This is a genomic window from uncultured Aquabacterium sp. (assembly GCF_913773725.1).
Taxonomy (GTDB): Bacteria; Pseudomonadota; Gammaproteobacteria; order Burkholderiales; family Burkholderiaceae_C; genus Aquabacterium.
The window spans coordinates 1-23,338 of record NZ_CAJYGK010000144.1; the positions used below are offsets into that span (position 1 = coordinate 1).

Sequence of the window (23,338 nt, forward strand, 5' to 3'; positions counted from 1 at the left end):
CCGCTGAAGTGTATGTGTTGAGCAAGGACGAAGGCGGCCGCCACACTCCCTTCTTCAACAACTACCGTCCTCAGTTCTACTTCCGTACGACTGACGTGACTGGCGCCATCGAGCTGCCAGCCGACAAGGAAATGGTGATGCCTGGTGACAACGTGTCGATCACTGTGAAGCTGATCAACCCCATCGCCATGGAAGAAGGTCTGCGCTTCGCTATCCGTGAAGGCGGCCGTACCGTGGGCGCTGGCGTGGTTGCCAAGATCATTGCTTAATTAGCGTGTTCGTAGGGGTATAGCTCAATTGGCAGAGCGTCGGTCTCCAAAACCGAAGGTTGTAGGTTCGATTCCTACTGCCCCTGCCACTTGAATGTGGCTCAAACAAAGCCCGCCAGGATCTGGCGGGCTTCGGTGTCTTGTGTGATGCCGTGTGAAATGAAGTGGAAATATTAAACATGGCTGCCTCACAGGTTGAAACCGTCAGTTCGGGTGCAGACAAGGCGAAGCTCTTTGCTGTTGCTGCCTTGGTCGTTGCTGCTGTTGCCGGCTTTTATTTCTTGGCAAAGCAAGGTGTCTATGTTCAATGGGGCGTCTTGCTGGTTGGCTTGGTGGCAGCGGCAGGCGTATTCCTGATCTCCGAGTCCGGTCGTCAGTTTGTTGCTTTCGCCCGTGATGCATGGCGCGAAGTCAAAAAGGTGGTGTGGCCTACGCGCAAGGAAACACTGCAGATGACTGCTTATGTGTTTGCCTTCGTTGTCATCATGGCGCTTTTTCTGTGGTTTACGGACAAAACCCTGGAATGGGTTTTTTACGACCTCATTTTGGGATGGAGAAAGTCATGACAACCGATGCTGTGATGGTAGATGGTGGTGCTTCGGCGCCTGCGGCGTCTTCTAATCCTGATTTGCGCTGGTATATCGTCCATGCCTATTCAGGCATGGAGAAGGCTGTAGAGCGCAATATTCTTGAGCGTATTGGCCGCGCAGGAATGCAAGACAAGTTTGGTCGCATTCTCGTTCCCACCGAAGAGGTGGTGGAGATGAAAAACGGCCAGAAGAAAACAACTGAACGCCGACTGTTTCCGGGCTATGTCTTCGTCGAGATGGTCATGGATGACGATACGTGGCACTTGGTAAAGCACACCAACAAAGTGACGGGTTTTGTCGGCGGTGCGAAGAATCGCCCTGCCCCGATCTCTGAAGAAGAGGTGCAAAAGATCGTTAGCCAGATGCAGGAAGGCACTGACAAGCCTCGCCACAAGATCGAATTCATGGTGGGTGAGTTGGTTCGTGTCAAAGAAGGCCCATTCACTGACTTCAATGGTTCGGTGGAAGAGGTCAATTACGAGAAGAATCGTCTGCGTGTGTCGGTGATGATCTTTGGTCGTTCGACTCCTGTGGAATTGGAATTTGGTCAGGTTGAAAAAACCTGATCTGAAAGTGGCCCTCGCATTTTTCGGCTCAATGCGAGGATTTGTTTGATGAGTCGTTAACCCCGGGGAGCCGGTTTTCGTACGCGACGGTGCACGAGAGCTGGCGTTACAACCCGCAAGGAGCAAAACATGGCGAAGAAAATCGTCGGTTTTATCAAGCTGCAAGTTCCAGCTGGTAAGGCCAACCCATCCCCACCAATCGGTCCTGCACTGGGTCAACGTGGTCTGAACATCATGGAGTTCTGCAAGGCGTTCAATGCCCAGACCCAGGGCGTTGAGCCAGGTCTGCCACTGCCCGTGGTGATCACTGCGTTTGCCGACAAGAGCTTCACCTTCATCATCAAGACGCCACCAGCGACGACCTTGATCAAGAAGGCCATCAAGCTCGAAAAGGGTTCTTCCAACGCGCTGAAGACCAAGGTAGGCAAGATCACACGCGAACAGCTCGAAGAGATCGCCAAGACCAAGATGAAGGACATGAATGCTGCTGACGTGAACGCCGCTGTGCGCACGCTGGCTGGTTCTGCTCGCTCGATGGGCGTGACGGTGGAGGGTTTGTAAATGGCCAAGTTGACTAAAAAGCAAAAGGCCCTGCAGGGCAAGGTAGACAGCACCAAGCTGTACGCTTTCGCTGATGCCGTGGCTTTGGTGAAGGAAGCAGCTACTGCCAAGTTCGATGAATCCATCGACGTGGCTGTGCAGCTCGGCATCGACGCCAAGAAGTCTGACCAAGTGGTGCGCGGCGCTGTGGTGCTGCCCAACGGCACAGGCAAGACAACTCGCGTTGCCGTGTTTGCACAGGGTGCCAAGGCTGAAGAAGCCAAGGCTGCCGGCGCTGACGTGGTTGGTATGGACGACCTGGCTGCCATGGTCAAGGCCGGTGACATGCCTTTCGACGTGGTGATTGCTGCTCCCGACGCGATGCGTGTGGTGGGTACGCTGGGTCAAATTCTGGGCCCACGCGGTCTGATGCCTAACCCCAAGGTTGGCACAGTGACTCCCGACGTTGCCACGGCTGTGAAGAACGCCAAGGCTGGTCAGGTGCAGTTCCGTGTCGACAAGGCCGGTATCGTGCACAGCACCATTGGTCGCCGTTCGTTCGACAACGAAAAGCTCCAGGGTAACCTGGCTGCGTTGATCGACGCGCTGAACAAGGCCAAGCCTGCTTCGAGCAAGGGTCTGTACCTGCGCAAGGTGGCTGTTTCCTCCACGATGGGCGTTGGCGTCCGCGTGGACACACAGTCCATCGCAGCGTAATTGCAAGAAATCTTCGGGTCTTTCGCGAGGCCCGATGTGGTGGGCTGGGAGTGCTGCACAAGAACTCCCAGGCCATCCAAGACCGTTGGTGTGCGCTGCTGCACTTAATCCGTTAGAGGGCCAACGCAGATGGCGATCCCGCTGCAGATGGAATTCGTTCCGAAACAGTTGGTCGCTGCAACAAGAGCGTGCATGAGGGTGAAAACCTGATTGCGCAAATGAAGGAGTAGACCTTGAGTCTTAATCGCAGTGAGAAAGAAGCGGTCATTTCTGAAGTGACCAGCCTCGCCGCAAAAGCTCAAACGCTTGTGATCGCGGAATACCGTGGCATCACGGTCGCCGACATGACCAAACTGCGCGTTGAAGCACGCAGCAAGGGTGTGAGCCTGAGTGTTCTGAAGAACACCCTGGCCCGCCGTGCTGTGGCTGGCAGCCAGTTTGACGTGGTGGCCGACCAGATGACTGGTCCCCTGATCTATGGCTTCTCCGAAGATGCCGTGGCCGCCGCCAAAGTGGTGGCCGATTTCGCGAAGACCAACGACAAGTTGGTGATTCGCGGCGGTGCTTTCGGTGGCAAGGCCCTGGATGTCAACGGCGTTAAGCAACTGGCCAACATTCCTTCCAAGGAAGTGTTGCTGGCCCAGTTGTGTGGCTTGCTTATGTCGCCTATTTCCCGCACCGCAGTGGTGTTGGGTGCCTTGGCGGCGAAAAAAGGCGAAGGCGAAACTGCCGCTGCTTGATAGCAGTGCAGTCACGTGTTAACCAATTGTTAGGAAATCAAAATGGCATTCGATAAAGACGCATTTCTGACCGCTCTCGACAGCATGACGGTCCTGGAACTCAATGACCTGGTGAAGGCCATTGAAGAGAAGTTTGGCGTGAGCGCTGCAGCCATGGCTGCTCCTGCTGCCGCTGGTGCTGGCGCTGGCGCTGCTGCTGCTGAAGAAAAGACAGAATTCAACGTGGTGCTGACCGATGCTGGCGCCAACAAGGTTTCCGTCATCAAGGCAGTGCGCGAAATCACCGGTCTGGGCCTCAAGGAAGCCAAGGACCTGGTGGACGGCGCTCCCAAGAACGTCAAGGAAGGCATTGCCAAGGCAGACGCCGAAGCCGCTGTCAAGAAGCTGGTGGAAGCTGGCGCCAAGGCCGAACTCAAGTAATTCGGTTCCTTTCAAGGGCTGGAGTGCTCCTCAAGGGCCTCCAGCCTTTGGCGCTTTCAGAGCGCACTCGAAAACCGGCTTGGCTCTTCATTCAAGGGCCCTGCAACAGCCCAGGTTTTCGAGTGTCTTCTGACAACCCCGACAGCAGAAGATACCTTGGTTCGGGTGATGTGCAACGCATCGCCGTCCGCCATGGTTGGTAGTGGCCAACCGCCAAGCCCGCACAGGAACGCACCTTGCGGGTCAGTCGTCGAAGACCCAGGACTCATGTCTTTGCCCGGAGATCTCATGGCCTATTCTTACACCGAACGCAAGCGAATTCGCAAAAGTTTCGGCAGCCGCGATAGCGTGCTCGAAGTTCCTTACCTGCTGCAGATGCAGAAGGATGCGTACACCGCTTTCTTGCAGGCTGATACGCCCCCCCAGAAACGAACCATCGAAGGGCTTCAGGCCGCTTTCGACGCAGCTTTCCCTATCGTCTCTCACAACGGTTTTGTGGAGATGAAGTTCATTGAGTACAACTTGGCCAAGCCTGCCTTTGATGTACGTGAATGCCAGACCCGTGGTCTGACGTTTGCGTCAGCCGTGCGTGCCAAGGTGCAGCTCATCATTTATGACCGCGAGTCTTCGACTTCGCAGTCCAAAGTGGTCAAGGAAGTGAAAGAGCAAGAGGTCTACATGGGCGAAGTGCCCCTGATGACTGACAAGGGCTCGTTCATCATCAACGGCACGGAACGCGTGATCGTGTCCCAGCTGCACCGTTCGCCCGGCGTGTTCTTCGAACACGACAAGGGCAAGACGCACAGCTCGGGCAAGTTGCTGTTCTCCGCCCGCATCATTCCTTACCGTGGTTCGTGGCTGGACTTCGAATTCGATCCGAAGGACATCCTGTACTTCCGCGTGGACCGTCGTCGCAAGATGCCCGTCACCACGCTGCTCAAGGCCATTGGCCTGAACCCCGAGTCGATCCTGGCCAACTTCTTCGTCAACGACAACTTCCGCCTGATGGACAGCGGCGCACAAATGGAGTTTGTGCCCGATCGCCTCAAGGGTGAAGTTGCCCGTTTCGACATCACCGACAAGAGCGGCAAGGTCGTCGTCGCCAAGGACAAGCGCATCACCGCGCGCCACACGCGCGAGCTGGAGCAGTCCGGCACGACCCACATCAGCGTGCCCGAAGACTTCCTGATTGGTCGCGTCGTGGCCCGCAACATTGTGGATGCGGACACCGGCGAAATCATCGCCAAGGCCAACGAAGAGCTGACCGAAGCCCTGCTTAAGAAACTGCGCTCCGCTGGCGTGCGTGACCTGCAAGTCATCTACACCAACGAACTCGACCAAGGCGCCTACATCTCGCAAACCCTGCGCATTGATGAAACGGCCGATGAGTTCGCTGCGCGCGTGGCCATCTACCGCATGATGCGCCCCGGCGAGCCGCCGACGGAAGACGCCGTGCAGGCCCTGTTCCAGCGCCTGTTCTACAACCCCGACACGTACGACCTCTCGCGCGTGGGCCGCATGAAGTTCAACGCCAAGATCGGCCGCGACGAATCCACAGGCCCCATGGTGCTGTCCAACGAAGACATCCTGGCCGTGGTCAAGATCCTCGTGGATCTGCGCAATGGCCGTGGCGAGGTGGACGATATCGACCATCTGGGCAACCGCCGCGTGCGCTGCGTGGGCGAACTGGCTGAGAACCAGTACCGCACTGGCCTGGCGCGTATCGAAAAGGCTGTGAAGGAACGTCTGGGTCAGGCTGAGCAAGAGCCGCTGATGCCCCATGACCTGATCAACAGCAAGCCGATCTCGGCTGCTCTGAAAGAATTCTTCGGCGCATCGCAGCTGTCGCAGTTCATGGACCAGACCAACCCTCTGGCCGAAATCACGCACAAGCGCCGTGTGTCCGCTCTGGGCCCAGGCGGTTTGACCCGTGAGCGCGCAGGCTTTGAGGTGCGTGACGTGCACGTGACCCACTACGGTCGCGTCTGCCCTATCGAAACGCCTGAAGGTCCCAACATTGGTCTGATCAACTCGCTGGCTTTGTACGCCCGCCTGAATGAGTACGGCTTCATTGAGACGCCTTACCGCCGTGTGGTGGACGGCAAGATCACCAACGAGATCGACTACCTGTCGGCCATCGAAGAAGGCAAGTACGTGATCGCTCAGGCGAACGCGCAGCTGGACAAGGACGGCCGCCTCACCGGTGATCTGGTGTCTGCCCGTGAAAAGGGTGAATCCATCCTCTGCAGCGCAGACCGTGTGCAATACATGGATGTGTCTCCCGCACAGATCGTGTCGGTGGCTGCCTCGCTGGTGCCGTTCCTGGAGCACGATGACGCCAACCGCGCGTTGATGGGTGCGAACATGTCGCGTCAGGCGGTGCCTGTGCTGCGTCCTGAGAAGCCCCTGGTGGGTACGGGCATTGAGCGCGTGGCGGCTGTGGACTCCGGCACCGTGGTCACGGCCAACCGTGGTGGCGTGGTGGACTACGTGGACGCCACCCGCATCGTGGTGCGCGTGAACGACGCTGAAGCTGTGGCCGGTGAAGTGGGTGTGGACATCTACAACCTCATCAAGTACCAGCGTTCCAACCAGAACACGAACATCCACCAGCGTCCCATCGTCAAGAAGGGTGACAAGCTGGTCAAGGGCGATGTGATTGCAGACGGCGCCTCGACCGACTTCGGCGAAATCGCCATCGGCCAGAACATGCTGATCGCGTTCATGCCCTGGAACGGCTACAACTTCGAAGACTCGATCCTGATCAGCGAGCGCGTGGTGGCTGAAGACCGCTACACCTCGATCCATATCGAAGAGCTGGTTGTGATGGCCCGCGACACCAAGCTGGGTGCCGAGGAAATCACACGCGACATTCCGAACCTGTCGGAGCAGCAACTGAACCGCCTGGACGAGTCCGGCATCATCTACGTGGGTGCTGAAGTGCAGCCTGGCGACACGCTGGTCGGCAAGGTCACACCCAAGGGCGAAACCACGCTCACGCCTGAAGAGAAGCTCTTGCGCGCCATCTTCGGTGAGAAGGCATCGGACGTGAAGGACACCTCGCTGCGTGTGGACCAGGGCTCGTCGGGCACCGTGATCGACGTGCAAGTCTTCACCCGCGAAGGCATCCAGCGCGACAAGCGTGCCCAGCAGATCATCGACGATGAACTCAAGCGCTTCCGCCTGGACCTGAACGACCAGCTGCGCATTGTGGAAGCCGATGCGTTTGACCGTATCGAAAAGCTGCTGACCGGCCGTGTGGCCAATGGCGGCCCACAAAAGCTGGCCAAGGGCACCAAGCTCGACAAGGCGTACCTGTCTTCCGTGGAGAAATTCCACTGGTTCGACATCCGCCCTGCCGAAGACGAAGTGGCGACCCAGCTCGAATCCATCAAGAACGCGCTGGAGCAAACCCGCCACAGCTTCGACCTGGCTTTTGAAGAAAAGCGCAAGAAGCTCACCCAAGGCGACGAGCTGCCTGCTGGCGTGCTGAAGATGGTCAAGGTGTACCTGGCCGTCAAGCGCCGCCTGCAGCCTGGTGACAAGATGGCCGGCCGCCACGGTAACAAGGGTGTGGTCTCCAAGATCGTTCCCGTCGAAGACATGCCTTACATGGCTGACGGCACCCCTGCCGACATCGTTCTGAACCCGCTGGGCGTGCCTTCGCGGATGAACATTGGTCAGGTGCTGGAAGTCCACTTGGGCTGGGCTGGCAAGGGCATTGGTCAGCGCATTGGCGACATGCTGCAGCAAGAAGCCAAGGCTTCTGAGCTGCGCGCGTTCCTGGAAGAGGTTTACAACTCGCGTGGCCGCAAGGAAGACCTGTCGCAGCTGTCGGACGAAGACCTGCTGGCCATGGCGCAGAACCTGACGGCCGGCGTGCCTTACGCAACGCCAGTGTTCGACGGTGCTTCGGAAGAAGAAATCAAGGACATGCTGAAGATTGCATACCCTGATGACATCGCCGAGCGCAAGGGCCTGACGCCTACCCGCACGCAAGCCTATCTGCACGACGGCCGCACGGGTGACCGCTTCGAGCGTCCCACGACCATCGGCTACATGCATTACCTGAAGCTGCACCACTTGGTGGACGACAAGATGCACGCCCGCTCGACTGGTCCTTACTCGCTCGTCACGCAGCAGCCGCTGGGTGGTAAGGCGCAGTTCGGTGGCCAGCGTTTCGGGGAAATGGAAGTGTGGGCGCTGGAAGCGTACGGCGCCGCCTACGTGCTGCAGGAAATGCTGACCGTGAAGTCCGACGACGTGGTGGGCCGTACCAAGGTGTACGAATCCATCGTCAAGGGCGAACACGCCATCGAAGCCGGCATGCCGGAATCGTTCAATGTGCTGGTCAAGGAAATTCGTTCCCTGGGCCTGGACATCGAACTCGAACGCTCCTGAACAGGATCGGGATTATTAAAAAAGTGAGCTGCTAGCGCTTGTTGATAAAGGCTTTGCGTGTGTTTAAGCATCCAAAGCCCCGTGTATCAAGCGCTGCTAGCTATGATTTTTGACGAAAAGGAAAGAGTCACATGAAATCGCTACTCGACCTGTTCAAGCAATTCACGCCGGATGAGCATTTCGATGCCATCCGTATTGGCATGGCCTCGCCCGAGAAGATCCGTTCGTGGTCTTTCGGTGAAGTGAAGAAGCCCGAAACCATCAACTACCGTACGTTCAAGCCCGAGCGCGACGGCCTGTTCTGCGCCAAGATTTTTGGTCCTATCAAGGATTACGAATGCTTGTGCGGCAAGTACAAGCGCCTGAAGCACCGCGGTGTGATCTGCGAGAAGTGCGGCGTTGAAGTCACACAGACCAAGGTGCGCCGCGAGCGCATGGGCCACATCGACCTGGCCGCGCCGTGCGCCCACATCTGGTTCCTGAAGTCGCTGCCATCGCGTCTGGGCCTGGTGCTGGACATGACGCTGCGCGACATCGAACGCGTGCTGTACTTTGAAGCCTACGTGGTGACCGACCCTGGCATGACCCCGCTGAAGAAGTTCAGCATCATGTCCGAGGACGACTACGACGCCAAGCGCAAGGAATACGGCGACGAATTCGTCGCCAAGATGGGCGCGGAAGGTATCAAGGACCTGCTCGAATCCATCGACATCGACCTGTCGATCGAGAAGCTGCGCGGCGACCTGACCGGCTCCGAAGTCAAGGTCAAGAAGAACGCCAAGCGCCTGAAGGTGCTGGAAGCGTTCAAGAAGTCGGGCATCAAGCCCGAGTGGATGGTGCTGGAAGTGCTGCCCGTGCTGCCCCCGGACCTGCGTCCGCTGGTGCCCCTGGACGGTGGCCGCTTCGCCACGTCTGACCTGAACGACCTGTACCGCCGCGTCATCAACCGCAACAGCCGTCTGCGCCGCCTGCTGGAGCTGAAGGCCCCAGAAATCATCGCCCGCAACGAAAAGCGGATGCTGCAGGAAGCCGTTGATTCGCTGCTGGACAACGGTCGCCGTGGCAAGGCCATGACGGGCGCCAACAAGCGCGCTCTGAAGTCCCTGGCCGACATGATCAAGGGTAAGTCGGGCCGCTTCCGCCAGAACTTGCTGGGCAAGCGCGTGGACTACTCCGGTCGTTCCGTGATTACCGTGGGCCCAACGCTCAAGCTGCACCAGTGCGGTCTGCCCAAGCTGATGGCGCTGGAGCTGTTCAAGCCCTTCATCTTCTCGCGCCTCGAAGCCATGGGCATCGCGACGACGATCAAGGCCGCCAAGAAGGAAGTCGAATCCGGCACCCCCGTGGTGTGGGACATTCTGGAAGAGGTCATCAAAGAGCACCCCGTGATGCTGAACCGTGCGCCTACGCTGCACCGTTTGGGTATCCAGGCCTTTGAGCCCATCCTGATCGAAGGCAAGGCCATCCAGCTGCACCCCCTCGTTTGCGCGGCCTTCAACGCCGACTTCGACGGTGACCAGATGGCTGTTCACGTGCCGCTGTCGGTGGAAGCGCAGATGGAAGCCCGCACGCTGATGCTGGCCTCCAACAACGTGCTGTTCCCTGCTTCGGGCGAGCCCTCCATCGTTCCTTCGCAGGACGTGGTGCTGGGCCTGTACTACGCCACCCGTGACCGTATCAACGGCAAGGGCGAAGGCCTGGTGTTTGCTGACACCGGTGAAGTGCAGCGCGCTCTGGACGCTGGCGAAGTGGAACTGGCTGCGCGCATCACTGTGCGCATGACCGAGTGGACCAAGGACAAGGAAACGGGCGAATTCGTGCCTTCGACCTCGCTGGTGGAAACCACCGTGGGCCGTGCACTGCTGTCCGAGATCCTGCCCAAGGGCCTGCCGTTCTCGAACATGAACAAGGCGCTCAAGAAGAAGGAAATCTCGCGCCTGATCAACGTGTCCTTCCGCAAGTGCGGTCTGAAGGAAACGGTGGTGTTCGCCGACAAGCTGCTGCAAAACGGTTTCCGTCTGGCCACACGCGCTGGTATCTCCATCTGTATCGACGACATGCTGGTGCCTCCACAAAAGGCCAGCATCATCGAGCGCTCCGAAAAGGACGTGAAGGAGATTGCACAGCAGTACGCCTCCGGTCTGGTGACTTCCGGTGAGCGCTACAACAAGGTGGTGGACATCTGGGGCAAGGCCGGTGACGAAGTCTCCAAGGTGATGATGGCCCAGCTGTCCAAGCAGAAGGTGGTAGACCGCCACGGCAAGGAAGTGGACCAGGAGTCCTTCAACTCCATCTACATGATGGCCGACTCCGGCGCCCGCGGCTCTGCAGCCCAGATCCGTCAGGTGGCCGGTATGCGGGGTCTGATGGCCAAGCCAGACGGCTCGATCATTGAAACGCCTATCACCGCGAACTTCCGCGAAGGTCTGAACGTGTTGGAGTACTTCATCTCCACCCACGGTGCCCGTAAGGGTCTGGCCGACACGGCGCTGAAGACCGCCAACTCCGGTTACCTCACCCGCCGTCTCGTGGACGTGACGCAGGACCTGGTCGTGACCGAAGAGGATTGCGGCACTGCCAATGGTTCGCTGATGCGCGCCATCGTTGAAGGCGGTGAAGTGATCGAATCGCTGCGCGAACGTATCCTGGGCCGCACGGCTGCGGAAGACATCCTGCACCCCGAAAACCGCTCGGTGCTGGTGCCTGCCGGCACGATGCTGGAAGAAGACCTGATCGAAGAGATCGAGGCTGTGGGCGTGGACGAAGTCAAGGTGCGCACGGCGCTGACCTGCGAAACCCGCTACGGCCTGTGCGCCAAGTGCTATGGCCGCGACTTGGGCCGCGGTGGTTTGATCAACCTCGGCGAAGCCGTGGGTGTGATCGCTGCCCAGTCCATCGGTGAACCCGGCACGCAGCTGACCATGCGTACCTTCCACATCGGTGGTGCCGCTTCGCGTGCTGCCATCGCTTCGAGCGTGGAAGCCAAGTCCAACGGCGTGATCGGCTTCAATGCCACGATGCGCTACGTGAGCAACACCAAGGGCGAGCTGGTGGTGATTGCACGTTCGGGTGAAATCATCATCCAGGACGAGCATGGCCGCGAGCGTGAGCGCCACAAGGTGCCTTACGGTGCGACGCTGACCGTGAAGGCCGACCAGGCCATCAAGGCCGGTACGATTCTGGCCAACTGGGATCCGCTGACCCGACCCATCATTACCGAATTCGCCGGTCAGGTGAAGTTCGAGAACGTGGAAGAAGGCCTCACCGTCGCCAAGCAGGTCGACGAAGTGACCGGCCTGTCCACCCTGGTGGTGATCGACCCCAAGCGCCGTGGCGCTGCCAAGGTCGTTCGCCCCCAGGTGAAGCTGATCGACGCACAAGGCCAGGAAGTGAAGATCCCCGGCACCGACCACTCGGTGACGATCGGCTTCCAGGTGGGCGCTCTGATCCAGGTGCGCGACGGCCAGGACGTGGGCCCCGGCGAAGTGCTGGCCCGTATCCCTGTCGAAGGTCAGAAGACCCGCGACATTACCGGCGGTCTGCCCCGTGTGGCCGAGCTGTTCGAAGCCCGTACGCCGAAGGACAAGGGCACGCTGGCAGAAATGACCGGCACCATCTCCTTCGGTAAGGAAACCAAGGGCAAGGTTCGTCTGCAGATCACCGATCCCGAAGGCAAGGTGTGGGAAGAACTCGTGCCCAAGGAAAAGAACATCCTGGTGCACGAAGGCCAGGTGGTCAACAAGGGCGAATCGATTGTGGACGGCCCCGCCGACCCACAAGACATCCTGCGCTTGCTGGGCATCGAAGAGCTGTCGCGCTACATCGTGGACGAAGTGCAGGACGTGTACCGCTTGCAGGGCGTGAAGATCAACGACAAGCACATCGAGGTGATCGTTCGCCAGATGCTGCGCCGTGTGGTGGTCGAGAACGTTGGCGAGTCGAACTACATTGCCGGCGAACAGGTCGAGCGTTCCGAGATCCTCAACACCAACGATGCGCTGCAGGCCCAAGGCAAGATCCCTGCCACGTACTCCAACGTGCTGCTGGGTATTACCAAGGCATCGCTGTCGACCGACTCGTTCATCTCTGCGGCTTCCTTCCAGGAAACGACCCGCGTGCTGACCGAAGCGGCGATCATGGGCAAGCGCGACGAGCTGCGCGGCCTGAAGGAAAACGTGATCGTGGGTCGCCTGATTCCTGCCGGTACGGGTCTGGCCTACCACCAGGCGCGCAAGGCCAAGGATGCGATGGACGACGCCGAGCGCCGCGCCATTGCCGAAGCAGAAGCCGCCGAAATGGCCGCGACTGCCGACGACTCCGAGGTGGAGAGCAGCGCTTCCGCGTCTGACGCCGCTGCCGACTAAGCCCTTGGGCTTTGTCTGAAAGCGCTCCCGTCCTGCCGCTAGGTGGGCCGGGAGCGTTTTTTATTGGAACCGTCTTTCTCTTTTTCTCTGTGCTTTGGCTGTTGGTGCCATGGCCCGCCAGGGCCGCGCATTGCCTTGTTTGTGCCCTGTATGTGGTCGTCCCCCCTGTTCTGGATCTTGGTTGCGGTGATGGTGTTCTGGGCGCTGGGCGCCTACAACCGCCTGGTGCGCCTGAGGGCTGCAGCGCAAGCGGCTGATACCCAGTGGCAGGAGGTGCTGCGCCGCTGGGTACAGATGTCACAGGCCTGGCGGGCGGCATCCCCAGTGCAAGCTGCTGATTTGGCAGACGGCGCTGCCTTGGCGGTGAATGAGCGGCTGGAGCACGCGAGCCAGGTGCTGGAAGCAGCCCTGGTGGCCGCCCAAGCGCGGGGTGGAGAGCGCCTGCCCAGCCACCCGGAATGGGACGCTTGCCGCGCCCTGCTGGCAGCTTGGACTGACATGCTGGCCAACGCTGGCGGCACCGAGGGGGCAGAGATGGCGCCCTGGCGTGCGCAGGCTGCCGATTTGCAGGCCGTGACCACCATCGCCGCGCGCAATGCGGAAGAGGCCATGCAGGCGTACCAAGCGGCCATTGGCCAGTTCCCCGTCAGCGTGTTGGCGCAGGTTTGTGGCTTTGGTCCAAGGTAGCGGCCCTCTTGCGCTACCGGCGAGATGGCCGCCCCTCTTTTTTGAAGCTGTTGCACACTGCTGCGTGCTGACTTGTCACTGGATTCCTTGATGAACCCCTCTGCCCCACGCCCTGCGCGCCCCGCCCGACCCACCTCCCGACCTGCGGCCCCGAGCGCTCAGGGCGCCACTTCACGCTCGCCCGCCGCAGCGTCCGGTGCGCCAGCGTCTGCGGCGCCTGCGGGCACCGGCGTGCCCTTGTGGCAGCAGCTGATGCTGGTGTGCCAGGCGCTGCAGGGCATTCGTGGCGGGCAGTCGGGTACGGCGGTGATCGAGGGCGTGGAACCGCGTCTGCGCCCCGGTGTGCAGGCGCTGTTGTTCCAGGTGCTGCGCAACCTGGGCCGGGCCGATGCGCTGCGCAGCCAGCTCGTCGCCCGCAAGCCGCCCCCGGCGGCAGACGCGCTGCTGTGCACGGCGCTGGCGCTGGCGTGGGACCCGCAGGCCGCGCCCTATGAGCCCTTCACCTTGGTCAACCAGGCGGTAGAAGCCGCCAAGCGCGGCCAGGCCACGCGGGGGCAGGCCTCTTTCATCAACGCCTGCCTGCGCCGCTTTTTGCGTGAGCGTGATGCACTGGTGGCCGCCACCGATGGCGACCCCGTTGCGCGCTGGAATCACCCCGCCTGGTGGATTCGCCGGTTGCGGCAAGACTATCCGGCAGATTGGGAGCGCATTCTGCAGGCCAACAACGCACACGCGCCCATGGCGCTGCGGGTTAATCAACAAAAATGCACTCTGGCGCAATACCAGCAAGCGCTAGCAGCTATCAATTTAGAAGCGAAGGTGGTCGGGCCGCAGGGCCTGGAGCTGGCACAACCCGTGCCGGTGCAGGTGCTGCCGGGGTTTGCTGATGGCTGGGTGTCGGTGCAAGACGCTGCTGCCCAGCAGGCGGCGCCCCTGGTGCTGCAAGGGCTGGATTTGACGCAGCCCTTGCGCGTGCTGGATGCCTGCGCTGCGCCGGGTGGCAAGACAGCGCATCTGCTGGAACATGCGCCCGCGGGCTCGCCGCTGCAGGTCACGGCGCTGGAGGTGGATGCAAAGCGCAGTGCGCGCATCCACGACACGCTGGCGCGGCTGGGCTTGTCGGCGCAAGTGCTGGTGGCCGATGCGTCGCGCCCCCAGGACTGGTGGCAGTCGCAGTGCGGCGGAACCCCCTTTGACGCCATCTTGCTGGATGCGCCTTGCACCGCCTCGGGCATCGTGCGCCGCCATCCTGACGTGCGCTGGTTGCGGCGCGAATCGGACGTTGCGCAGCTGGCGCAGCTGCAGCGCCAGATTCTGGAAGCGCTGTGGCCGCTGCTCAAACCGGGCGGACGCCTGCTGTATTGCACCTGCTCGGTCTTCAAGGCCGAGGGCGATCTGCAGATCCAAACGTTTCTTGCACACAACACCAACGCCCAGTTGCTGCCCTCTCCAGGCCATTTAATTCCAGGAGTGGGGGAAAAATCCGGGCCTGTCCGGGACAATCCGGCAGGTGACCACGACGGTTTCTTTTACGCCCTGTTGCAAAAATCGGCCCATTGAGTCCATGGTGATTCGCTGGCTACGCTTTGTCGTGTGCTGCTGGGCCCTGTGGTGGGCCCCCGGCGCAGCTGTGTTTGCGCAGCAGGACGCAGGCGAGGCGCAGGGTTTGCGCATAGAGCGTACAGAAGACGGCCTCTACCTGGGCGCGTCGTTCGACTTCACCTTGCCCGATCTGGCCGAGGATGCCTTGCACAAAGGCATTCCCATGTTTTTCGTGATGGAGGCCCAGGTTCGGCGCGATCGCTGGTATTGGTCAGACCGTGTGGTGGCTGAAGCCACGCGCTACCTGCGCCTGAGCTACCAGCCGCTCACGCGCCGCTGGCGGCTCAGCACCTCTTCGGTGCCGTTCACCAACAGCGGACTGGGCGTGGTGCTGGGGCAGAATTTTGACGAGCTGGACGAAGCCCTGTCCGCCATGCGGCGGGTGATTCGCTGGCGCATTGGAGATGCCGATGTGCTGGAGCCCAACGCCGCGCACACGGTGCAGTTGCGCTTCCGGCTGGACATGTCCCAGCTGCCGCGGCCCTTGCAGATTGGCGCCGTGGGTCGCTCGGACTGGAACCTGCTGGTGTTCCGCAGCCAGCGGCTGCCTTCGCGCGCGCAGCCTTAACCCCGCCTTTTTCTGAAATGCCTACTGTGCCGGACGCTTCCTCCGCCCCCCGATCCGCCTCCGCCGAAGCCGCCAGCCGCGCCTCGGTCGCCGTGCGCTGGGCTGTGGGCGTGGGCGCCGCCATCATGACGGCCATTGGCCTGGTGCTGCTGTTCCTGCTCACACTCGCCACCAACAACCGGGCGCTGTACGAGCGCAACTACGCGTGGCTGTTTGGCGTCAACGTGCTGGTGGCGGCACTGCTGCTGGGGGTGCTGGTGTGGATTGGCGCCCGGCTGGTCTTGCGATTGCGCAAGGGGCGCTTTGGCAGCCGTCTGCTGGTCAAGCTGGCGGCCATCTTTGCGCTGGTGGGGCTCATGCCGGGGGTGCTGATCTATGTGGTGTCGTACCAGTTCGTCACGCGGTCGATTGAAAGCTGGTTTGACGTGAAGGTGGAAGGCGCGCTGGTGGCGGGGGTGAACCTGGCTCGGGTGTCACTGGAGTCACAGGCCGCTGACATGGCCGCCAAGACGCGCACGGCCAGTGCGCAGGTGGCCCAGGGCTCATCGGCCACCGTGGGGCTGGCGCTGGAACGCATCCGCGACCAGCTGGGCGCCACCGATGTGGTGCTGTGGAATGCCGCCGGCCAGCCGATTGGCAGCGCGGGGCAGTCCCGCTTCAGTCTCAATCCCGAGCGGCCCAGCGCCGCCTTGCTGCGCTCGGTGCGTGAGCAGCGCGCTGTCACCCAGATCGAGGGGCTGGACGATATTGCCGACCCCAACGCCGTGCAGATGGCCCGCGTGAAAGTGCTGGTGCTGGTCGCCAACCCGGGGCTGGGCCTGTTGACAGAACCCCGGTTTTTGCAAGCCACCTTGCCGTTGCCCCCCGCGCTGGTGTCCAACGCCATCGAGGTCCAGGAGGCCAACCGCGAGTACCAGGAGCGTGCGCTGGCGCGGGGCGGTCTGCGCCGCATGTATGTGGGCACGCTCACGCTCAGCCTCTTCCTGGCAGTGTTTGGCGCGGTGCTGCTGGCGGTGTTGCTGGGCAACCAGCTGGCGCGCCCGTTGCTGGTACTGGCCGAGGGCGTTCGGGAGGTGGCCGCAGGCAACCTCAGCCCGAAAGCTGCCTTGCCGGGCAAGGATGAACTGGGTGGACTGACCCGATCATTTGCCATGATGACGCAGCAGCTGGCCGATGCGCGGGCGGCGGTGGAGCAAAGCATGGTCAAGGTCGATGCTGCCCGCTCGAACCTGCAAACCATTCTGGACAACCTCACCTCCGGGGTGATCGTGCTGGGGGAGGGCGGGATCATCCGCTCTTCCAACCCTGGCGCCACCCGCATTCTTCGCGCACCGATGGCGGCGTACGAAGGCCGACCATTGTCCGAAGTGCCTGGGCTGGCTGATTTTGCGGCAGCCGTGGAGCGGCATTTCCTGGCGTTTTTTGGTGACCGCGACCGCCACGGGCTGGACCACTGGCAGCAGCCTTTCGAGTTGCATGCATCGTCTGCTGGTGCGGGGCAGCACGCGACCAGCCTGGTGGCGCGGGGGGCGGAGCTGCCCGATGGGGCGCAACTGTTGGTTTTTGACGACATTTCAGAGATTGTTTCCGCCCAGCGTGCGCAGGCCTGGGGCGAGGTGGCGCGCCGCCTTGCACACGAAATCAAGAACCCGTTGACCCCCATCCAGCTGTCTGCCGAACGCCTGGAAATGAAGCTGTCGGGCAAGGTACCGCCTGCGGAACAGGCCATCCTGGCCAAGTCGGTCAAGACCATCGTGGACCAGGTCGATGCGATGAAGCGCCTGGTCAACGAGTTCCGCGATTACGCGCGGCTGCCAGCGGCAGAGCTGCAGCCCCTGGACCTCAATGCCTTGATCGCCGATGTGCTGCATCTGTACGGGGAAGAAAACGCCTCAGTCCCCGTGAAAGTCGAGCTGGACCCGCGTTGTCCTCGCATCGCAGGCGATGCGCAACAGCTGCGCCAGGTCGTGCACAACCTGCTGCAAAACGCCCAGGACGCCACCATGCAGGCACGGGCAGAGGGCAAGGAAACAGAGCCGTTCGTTCGCATCTCGACCCGGTTGAGCGAGTCCTCGGGGCGGGTGCGGCTCATCGTTTCAGACAGCGGCACGGGCTTTCCGCCTCACATCCTGCAGCGTGCCTTCGAGCCCTACGTGACCACCAAGGCCCGGGGCACAGGCTTGGGTTTGGCGGTGGTGAAAAAGATCGCCGACGAGCATGGCGCCCGCATTGATCTGTCCAACCGCATGGAAAACGGCGAGTTGCGCGGCGCGCAAGTGTCGCTATCATTTGCCCCAGAAACCGCGGTGGTGTCTTAGTCACCCTCCGCACAACTCCTGCGGACTGTGTTAGTGCACACCTCGGGTGGTCGGTAAGTTGGCACCGGTGCTTGCGCATGGCGCCAACGGATCGTGGCCTCGGCACAGCCCACCCGGGCTGCAGTCCAGACTCCCGCCCAAAAGAAGCTGTGCAGAGAGTCTCATCGTTACCGCACGGCAGCATTCCTAGGCGCTTCTATACACATGGCAAATATTCTGGTGGTCGACGATGAACTTGGCATTCGCGACCTGTTGTCTGAAATCCTGAACGACGAGGGCCACAGTGTGGACCTGGCGGAAAACGCCACGCAGGCCCGTGCGGCCCGCCTCGCCAACCAGTACGACCTGGTGCTGCTGGATATCTGGATGCCCGACACCGATGGCGTGTCCCTGCTCAAGGAGTGGGCCGCCGCCAGTGTGTTGACCATGCCCGTGATCATGATGAGTGGCCATGCCACCATCGACACCGCGGTGGAAGCCACGCGCATCGGCGCTTTCTCCTTCCTGGAAAAGCCCATCACCATGCAAAAGCTGCTCAAGGCGGTGGAGCAGGGGCTGGCACGCAACCACGCGCGCCCGGCCGCTCCTGCCGCGGCAGCGCCCGCCGTCATGCAGGCGCCGGTGGACCCGAACGTGACCACATTTGCTGCCATCACCGTGCCTGTGGGCGTGGACCCCGGCCCGCACGCACACCAGGGCTTTGATCTGGACCGCCCTTTGCGAGAAGCGCGTGACGGTTTTGAAAAGGCGTACTTCGAGTTCCATCTCGCGCGTGAAGGCGGCTCCATGACCCGGGTGGCCGAGAAAACAGGCCTGGAACGCACCCACCTGTACCGCAAGCTGCGCCAGCTCGGCGTGGATTTGGGGCGCAGCAAGCGCAATTAATTTTCATAAATTCCGTTTTGCTGGAAATTCTCTGGTTATAATTTGAGGCTCAGGCCCGGTAGCTCAGTCGGTAGAGCAGAGGATTGAAAATCCTTGTGTCGGCGGTTCGATTCCGTCCCAGGCCACCAAAATTCAAACCCCAACCACTCTCGGTTGGGGTTTTTTCTTATGTGCTCCCGCCAGACCCCGCGAACATGCGCGGAACGCTGAGTAGGTTTGCGGACTTCGACCGTCCGGCTGCCAGCCTCCCTCTGGCCACATGGCGCTCTCTCCGGGCCATTCCTCTCTCCTTTCTGACCGGCTCAAAACTGCCCGAAGTCCGCAGGCGACACGCCAGCAACCTATGTAAATCAACAGCTTGCGCGTTGATTGATCAAACGGTTGTTTTTTGGCATCGGTAAGCAATCTGTGATTTCGTCCTTGGCCAGCACCGCCATGCACTCACCTGTTGTTTGCAGTTTGTCAGAAGTAGATATACACTTCTGACAAACGGAGCCTGACCATGAGCCATCTTGCTGAAACCATCTTGTCTACTGCACAAGCCTTGCCCGAAGGCGGCTTGCTGTCGGCTAAAGAGTTCCTGCATCTAGCCTCCAGAGCTGCGGTGGATCAGACCCTCACCCGTTTGACACGCGAAGGCAAGCTGATGCGCGTTGGGCGAGGTGCCTACGCCGCACCGGTGATCAGCCGCTTTGGTGCGCGCCCCCCCTCGACCGAAGCCGTGGTCAAGGCCATCGAGTCGGCCAGCGGCGAGGTGATCGTTGCCAACGGAGCCACCGAAGCCAACGCACTGGGTTTGACCACCCAGGTGCCCACCCGTGAGGTATTCCTGACCTCGGGGCGCTCGCGCAAATTGCAGCTCGGCAACCGAACCGTCGAGCTCAAGCATGGCAATCGATGGCAGCTGGTTCTGGGTGCGCGTCCGGCCGGCATGGCGATCCGTGCCCTTTCCTGGCTGGGACCTGAGCAAGCATCCTCGGCACTGAAGATGCTGCACACCAAGCTAGCACCGGCGGAATGGGCGGCGATGCGCTCCGCCCGAGCCGTCCTGCCCAGTTGGATGGCGCGCGCGGTGAGCGAGGTCAGCGAACATGCCTGAATCCTGGTTTGAACTCAGTTCCGCTGACCAGTCCGAAGCCCTTGAGGTGGCCGCAGGTCGGAGTGGCAGGCCAGCACACCTGCTGGAAAAAGACATCTGGGTCGTCTGGGCCTTGTCCGCAATCTACGACTCGCCGCTGGGCGATAGCCTGACCTTCAAGGGCGGCACGTCACTGTCCAAGGTGTACAAGGTCATCGACCGCTTCTCTGAAGACATCGATCTGACTTACGACATCCGCGAACTGGTGCCGGATCTGTTGCGCGACGGCAATCCCATACCGGCGTCAGCAAGCCAGGAGAAAAAGATTACCAGTGCGGTGCGCAGCCGCTTGCCACAATGGATCGAGCAAACTGTCCAACCCGTCATCGAGCAGGCATTGGTGGCCAGCGGGCTGCAAGCCGAGCTGAGCCTGGCCGGCAAAGACAGTGACAAGCTCATCATCACTTATCCGGCGACCAAGAAGGGAACAGGTTACGCCGCAGCTACGATCCAGTTGGAGTTTGGTGCGCGAGCCACCGGCGAACCCCATCAGCGACATCACGTGGCCTGCGACATCGCCCCGCTCATTGACGGGGTGACATTTCCGACAGCGCAGCCCTTGGTGATGGCGGCAGAGCGTACCTTTTGGGAGAAGGCGACGGCGGCACACGTGTACTGCCTGCAAGGGCGGCTGCGAGGTGATCGCTATTCGCGCCACTGGTATGACCTCGCCGCTTTGGCCAAAACGACGCACTTCGCTTCAGCGGCAAGCGATCACGAGCTGGCGCGGCAGGTGGCCGAACACAAGTCCATGTTCTTCGCTGAGAAAGATGTCGACGGCGGAAAGGTCGATTATTTCCAGGCGATCTCGGGGGATCTCCGGTTGATCCCGCAGGGGCCGTCACTGGACGCGCTGGAGAAGGACTACGCAGCCATGCTGGAAGATGGACTGCTGGCTTTTGAACAGCCCACCTTTGAAGCCGTGATGGCGAGCTGCGCAGCTATTCAAGACGAGATTAATCGTCTGGCTCGGCGAGACTGACAACACGGCACACGGACTGAATCTGCGCCCGCTGCTCATCCCACAGCAGCGGCGTGCCCGACGCGAGGTCAAACAGCGTCACCTCTGACGGCAGCGTTTCGTCGAGAATGGCGGCCACGATGTCCGGCGCCAGCGTCGTGAGGTTAACCATCCGGCTCACGTAAGACCGATCCATACCCTCGCGCTCGGCAACCTCCGTCAGGCTTTCTGCCTCCCCGGATTCCAGCATCGCCAACCAGCGGTGACCACGCGCCAGCGCCATTTGAATGGGCGTCGGTTTGTCGTTGATGGGCCTGGGCTTCAAGGTATTGCCGTCGGGAAGTCTCACCACCTTGCGACCGCCACGCCGCTTGATCTGGATAGGTACCGACAAGGTCAACCGACCGTCACTGGTGCTGACCACATCCGGCTGGCCAGTCTTTTCGATGCGCACCTCATTCATGCTGCCACCTCCGCTGCTTCCTTGGCTGACTCAGGCCGCAACTCGAGCACCAGCCGCTCGATGCCGTTCGGTCGCAGTCGGACCTCGAGATCGGTGGGCGAGACGATCACCTTCTCGATCAGCAATTTGAAGATCCGGGTTTGCTCAGCGGGGAACAGTTGATCCCAGATCGCATCGATGCGCGTCATGGCGACCGTCACCTTGGCCTCGTCCAGTGACGGGTCCAGCTTCGCTGCGCGCGGCAGGATGTCGGCCAGCAAGTCCGGCGAGCGCAAGATTGATCGGACCTGATCAAACACAGCGGCTTCCAACTCGGCAGCTGGCAGGCGTGGTAACCCCGAGGCGCCGGCATGCTCCTTGGCGTCTCGTTGAGGGATGTAGTAGCGATACCGCCGGCCGTTGCTTTTTTTGACCGTGTGCCACGGTGACAAGGCCCGCCCATCATTGCCGAAGACCATGCCCTTGAGCAGGAACGGCACCTTCGAGCGGGTGTTGTTGCCACGCACGCGGCTGTTGGTCGACAGGATCGCATGCGCTTTGTCCCACCACTCCTGCTCCACAATCGGAAGATGCTCAGCCGGGTACCACTGGTCCTTGTGGCGCAACTCGCCAAGGTAGGTCCGGTTGTGAAGCAGTGCGTACACGAGGGTCTTGTCGATCAGCTTGCCCTCGCGCACCCGACCGTCCTGCGTGGTCCATGACTTCGAGGTGACCCCGTCCAACCGCAGCTCCTTGACTAGCAAGGTGCTCGATCCCAATTCCACAAATCGCCGGAAAATGTGCTGTACCACCTTGGCTTCCGCCTTGTTGGGCACCAGACGCCGGTTCTCGACGTCATAGCCCAGCGGGGGAATGCCGCCCATCCACATGCCCTTTCGTTTGCTGGCTGCGATCTTGTCGCGGATGCGCTCGCCGGTGACCTCGCGCTCGAACTGGGCAAAGGACAGCAGGATGTTCAGCATCAAGCGGCCCATCGACGTGGTCGTGTTGAACTGCTGGGTCACAGACACAAAAGACACCCCATGCCGTTCGAACACATCGACCATCTTGGAAAAGTCGGTGAGGCTTCGCGTCAGCCGGTCGATTTTGTAGATCACCACCACGTCAATCAGCCCAGCCTCGATGTCGGCCATGAGCCGCTTCAGAGCTGGCCGTTCCATGTTCCCGCCGGAAAACGCCGGGTCGTCATAGTCATCGGCCACCGGAATCCAGCCCTCAGCCCGCTGGCTGGCAATGTAGGCATGGCCGGCGTCACGCTGCGCGTCGATGGAGTTGTATTCCTGATCGAGTCCCTCGTCAGTGGATTTGCGCGTGTAGACCGCGCAGCGCATCCGGCGCTTGAGAACCTCGCTCATCGACGGACTCCCTTGCGGGCTGATTTCTTGGGCCGGACGTTGGTCTTGAGGCCAAAGAACACCGGCCCCGACCACCGGGTGCCGGTGATCTCACGCGCCAGTTGCGACAGGCTGGTGTAGGGTTGGCCGCCGTGCAGAAAAGTCCCGTCGGCTTGGACTAGCACTTCGTGTTCAACGCCCTGGTAATGGCGGCAGAGCACCGTGCCCGGGGTCAGCGCGTAATCGGCCGACCGGGTCTGTGATTTCTGCTTGCCGATCTCCAGCAGGTTGTCGATACGACGCTGATTGCGCTCAAGCAGGTTGCGGTCGGTCTTGCGGCACTCGATGATCTGCAGTTTGTAGGCGATCCGGCGCTCGAGAAACTGCCGGTTGTGCGTCGGGGTGTCCGCTCCGAACAGGCGCCGCCAGAGCGACTTGATCTCCGGCATGCCCAGCTTGGGCAGGTTGGAAATTTGCGCCACGACCGTGTCGGGCGTAGGGGCAATAGTGATTCGAGGTTTCATTCAGGGCTCCATCGATGGGTTGTTGTCGATGTCTGAATGAACGCTCTGTTCGACCGGAAAGCCAAGTACAAACGGCGTCTCTAGTGGCGTATTTGCGGACTTGGCGAAATCGGGCTGGCGCAAGCGGAAAAGCCCGGCGGCCACGAGGCCAGCGAGCTCGGCACAGCGCTGCTCAGCCGTCATCCGTTCGGGTGGGAGGGTGTTGATCTGCAGCATTGGTAGGGCCTCGCATCATTTCCAACGGTTTATCT

At 61.0% G+C, this 23,338-nt stretch carries 19 protein-coding genes, 2 tRNA genes and 1 pseudogene; 18 read left to right on the forward strand and 4 right to left on the reverse strand.

What is annotated here, in order from left to right:
- The 18 genes and pseudogenes from QZ709_RS16990 to QZ709_RS17075 all read left to right on the forward strand — a co-directional run.
- A pseudogene (locus QZ709_RS16990) lies at window positions 1-269 on the forward strand (elongation factor Tu); the annotation flags it as partial.
- Window positions 270-282: 13 nt separating this feature from the next.
- A tRNA-Trp gene (locus tag QZ709_RS16995) sits at window positions 283-358 on the forward strand.
- A gap of 90 nt (window positions 359-448) precedes the next feature.
- On the forward strand, window positions 449-835 hold the full coding sequence (secE, locus tag QZ709_RS17000) for a preprotein translocase subunit SecE (RefSeq protein ID WP_273623886.1): 387 nt from the start codon (window positions 449-451) through the stop codon (window positions 833-835).
- Window positions 832-1,425: a transcription termination/antitermination protein NusG gene (nusG, locus tag QZ709_RS17005; RefSeq protein WP_294638627.1), complete on the forward strand. Its 594-nt coding sequence runs from the start codon at window positions 832-834 to the stop codon at window positions 1,423-1,425. The genes secE and nusG overlap by 4 nt, the downstream gene beginning before the upstream one ends.
- A 129-nt stretch (window positions 1,426-1,554) precedes the next feature.
- Window positions 1,555-1,986, forward strand: coding sequence for a 50S ribosomal protein L11 (gene rplK / locus QZ709_RS17010; protein ID WP_044397362.1), 432 nt, complete (start codon window positions 1,555-1,557; stop codon window positions 1,984-1,986).
- Window positions 1,987-2,682 (forward strand): 50S ribosomal protein L1, encoded by a 696-nt coding sequence (gene rplA / locus QZ709_RS17015; RefSeq protein ID WP_015012232.1) that lies wholly within the window; start codon window positions 1,987-1,989, stop codon window positions 2,680-2,682.
- A gap of 233 nt (window positions 2,683-2,915) precedes the next feature.
- The gene (rplJ, locus tag QZ709_RS17020) at window positions 2,916-3,422 is read left to right on the forward strand and encodes a 50S ribosomal protein L10 (RefSeq protein WP_044397358.1); all 507 of its coding nucleotides are present in this window, start codon (window positions 2,916-2,918) and stop codon (window positions 3,420-3,422) included.
- A gap of 42 nt (window positions 3,423-3,464) precedes the next feature.
- Window positions 3,465-3,842, forward strand: coding sequence for a 50S ribosomal protein L7/L12 (gene rplL / locus QZ709_RS17025; protein ID WP_294638628.1), 378 nt, complete (start codon window positions 3,465-3,467; stop codon window positions 3,840-3,842).
- 288 nt (window positions 3,843-4,130) lie between these two features.
- Complete coding sequence (gene rpoB / locus QZ709_RS17030) at window positions 4,131-8,243, forward strand: DNA-directed RNA polymerase subunit beta (protein WP_294638629.1); 4,113 nt, start codon at window positions 4,131-4,133, stop codon at window positions 8,241-8,243.
- A gap of 131 nt (window positions 8,244-8,374) precedes the next feature.
- Window positions 8,375-12,607, forward strand: a complete 4,233-nt coding sequence (gene rpoC / locus QZ709_RS17035) for a DNA-directed RNA polymerase subunit beta' (protein ID WP_294638630.1) — start codon at window positions 8,375-8,377, stop codon at window positions 12,605-12,607.
- Window positions 12,608-12,757: 150 nt separating this feature from the next.
- On the forward strand, window positions 12,758-13,294 hold the full coding sequence (locus QZ709_RS17040) for a hypothetical protein (protein ID WP_294638631.1): 537 nt from the start codon (window positions 12,758-12,760) through the stop codon (window positions 13,292-13,294).
- A 252-nt stretch (window positions 13,295-13,546) separates the two neighbouring features.
- Window positions 13,547-14,854: a 16S rRNA (cytosine(967)-C(5))-methyltransferase RsmB gene (gene rsmB / locus QZ709_RS17045; RefSeq protein ID WP_294638663.1), complete on the forward strand. Its 1,308-nt coding sequence runs from the start codon at window positions 13,547-13,549 to the stop codon at window positions 14,852-14,854.
- A 4-nt stretch (window positions 14,855-14,858) separates the two neighbouring features.
- Entirely contained in the window at window positions 14,859-15,464 is a 606-nt protein-coding gene (locus QZ709_RS17050; RefSeq protein WP_294638632.1) for a DUF4390 domain-containing protein, read from the forward strand.
- Window positions 15,465-15,490: 26 nt separating this feature from the next.
- Window positions 15,491-17,782, forward strand: coding sequence for an ATP-binding protein (locus tag QZ709_RS17055; protein WP_294638633.1), 2,292 nt, complete (start codon window positions 15,491-15,493; stop codon window positions 17,780-17,782).
- A 204-nt stretch (window positions 17,783-17,986) separates the two neighbouring features.
- A complete protein-coding gene (locus QZ709_RS17060; RefSeq protein ID WP_294638634.1) occupies window positions 17,987-18,667 on the forward strand; it encodes a response regulator in 681 nt (226 codons plus the stop codon).
- A 52-nt stretch (window positions 18,668-18,719) separates the two neighbouring features.
- Window positions 18,720-18,795: transfer RNA gene (locus QZ709_RS17065), tRNA-Phe, on the forward strand.
- A gap of 374 nt (window positions 18,796-19,169) precedes the next feature.
- The gene (locus QZ709_RS17070; RefSeq protein WP_273624977.1) at window positions 19,170-19,766 is read left to right on the forward strand and encodes a DUF6088 family protein; all 597 of its coding nucleotides are present in this window, start codon (window positions 19,170-19,172) and stop codon (window positions 19,764-19,766) included.
- On the forward strand, window positions 19,759-20,787 hold the full coding sequence (locus QZ709_RS17075) for a nucleotidyl transferase AbiEii/AbiGii toxin family protein (RefSeq protein ID WP_294638635.1): 1,029 nt from the start codon (window positions 19,759-19,761) through the stop codon (window positions 20,785-20,787). The genes QZ709_RS17070 and QZ709_RS17075 overlap by 8 nt, the downstream gene beginning before the upstream one ends.
- Here QZ709_RS17075 and QZ709_RS17080 read toward each other — a convergent pair.
- The 4 genes from QZ709_RS17080 to QZ709_RS17095 are packed head-to-tail and all read right to left on the reverse strand — an operon-like array spanning window position 20,762 to window position 23,303.
- Window positions 20,762-21,229, reverse strand: a complete 468-nt coding sequence (locus QZ709_RS17080) for a LacI family transcriptional regulator (RefSeq protein WP_294638636.1) — start codon at window positions 21,227-21,229, stop codon at window positions 20,762-20,764. The genes QZ709_RS17075 and QZ709_RS17080 overlap by 26 nt on opposite strands.
- Window positions 21,226-22,584 carry a recombinase family protein gene (locus QZ709_RS17085; RefSeq protein ID WP_294638637.1) on the reverse strand — a complete coding sequence of 453 codons (1,359 nt, stop codon included), beginning with the start codon at window positions 22,582-22,584 and terminating at the stop codon, window positions 21,226-21,228. The genes QZ709_RS17080 and QZ709_RS17085 overlap by 4 nt, the downstream gene beginning before the upstream one ends.
- Entirely contained in the window at window positions 22,581-23,087 is a 507-nt protein-coding gene (locus tag QZ709_RS17090; RefSeq protein WP_294638638.1) for a DUF2924 domain-containing protein, read from the reverse strand. The genes QZ709_RS17085 and QZ709_RS17090 overlap by 4 nt, the downstream gene beginning before the upstream one ends.
- Window positions 23,088-23,303, reverse strand: a complete 216-nt coding sequence (locus QZ709_RS17095) for a hypothetical protein (protein ID WP_294638639.1) — start codon at window positions 23,301-23,303, stop codon at window positions 23,088-23,090.
- Between the last annotated feature and the right edge of the window lie 35 nt (window positions 23,304-23,338).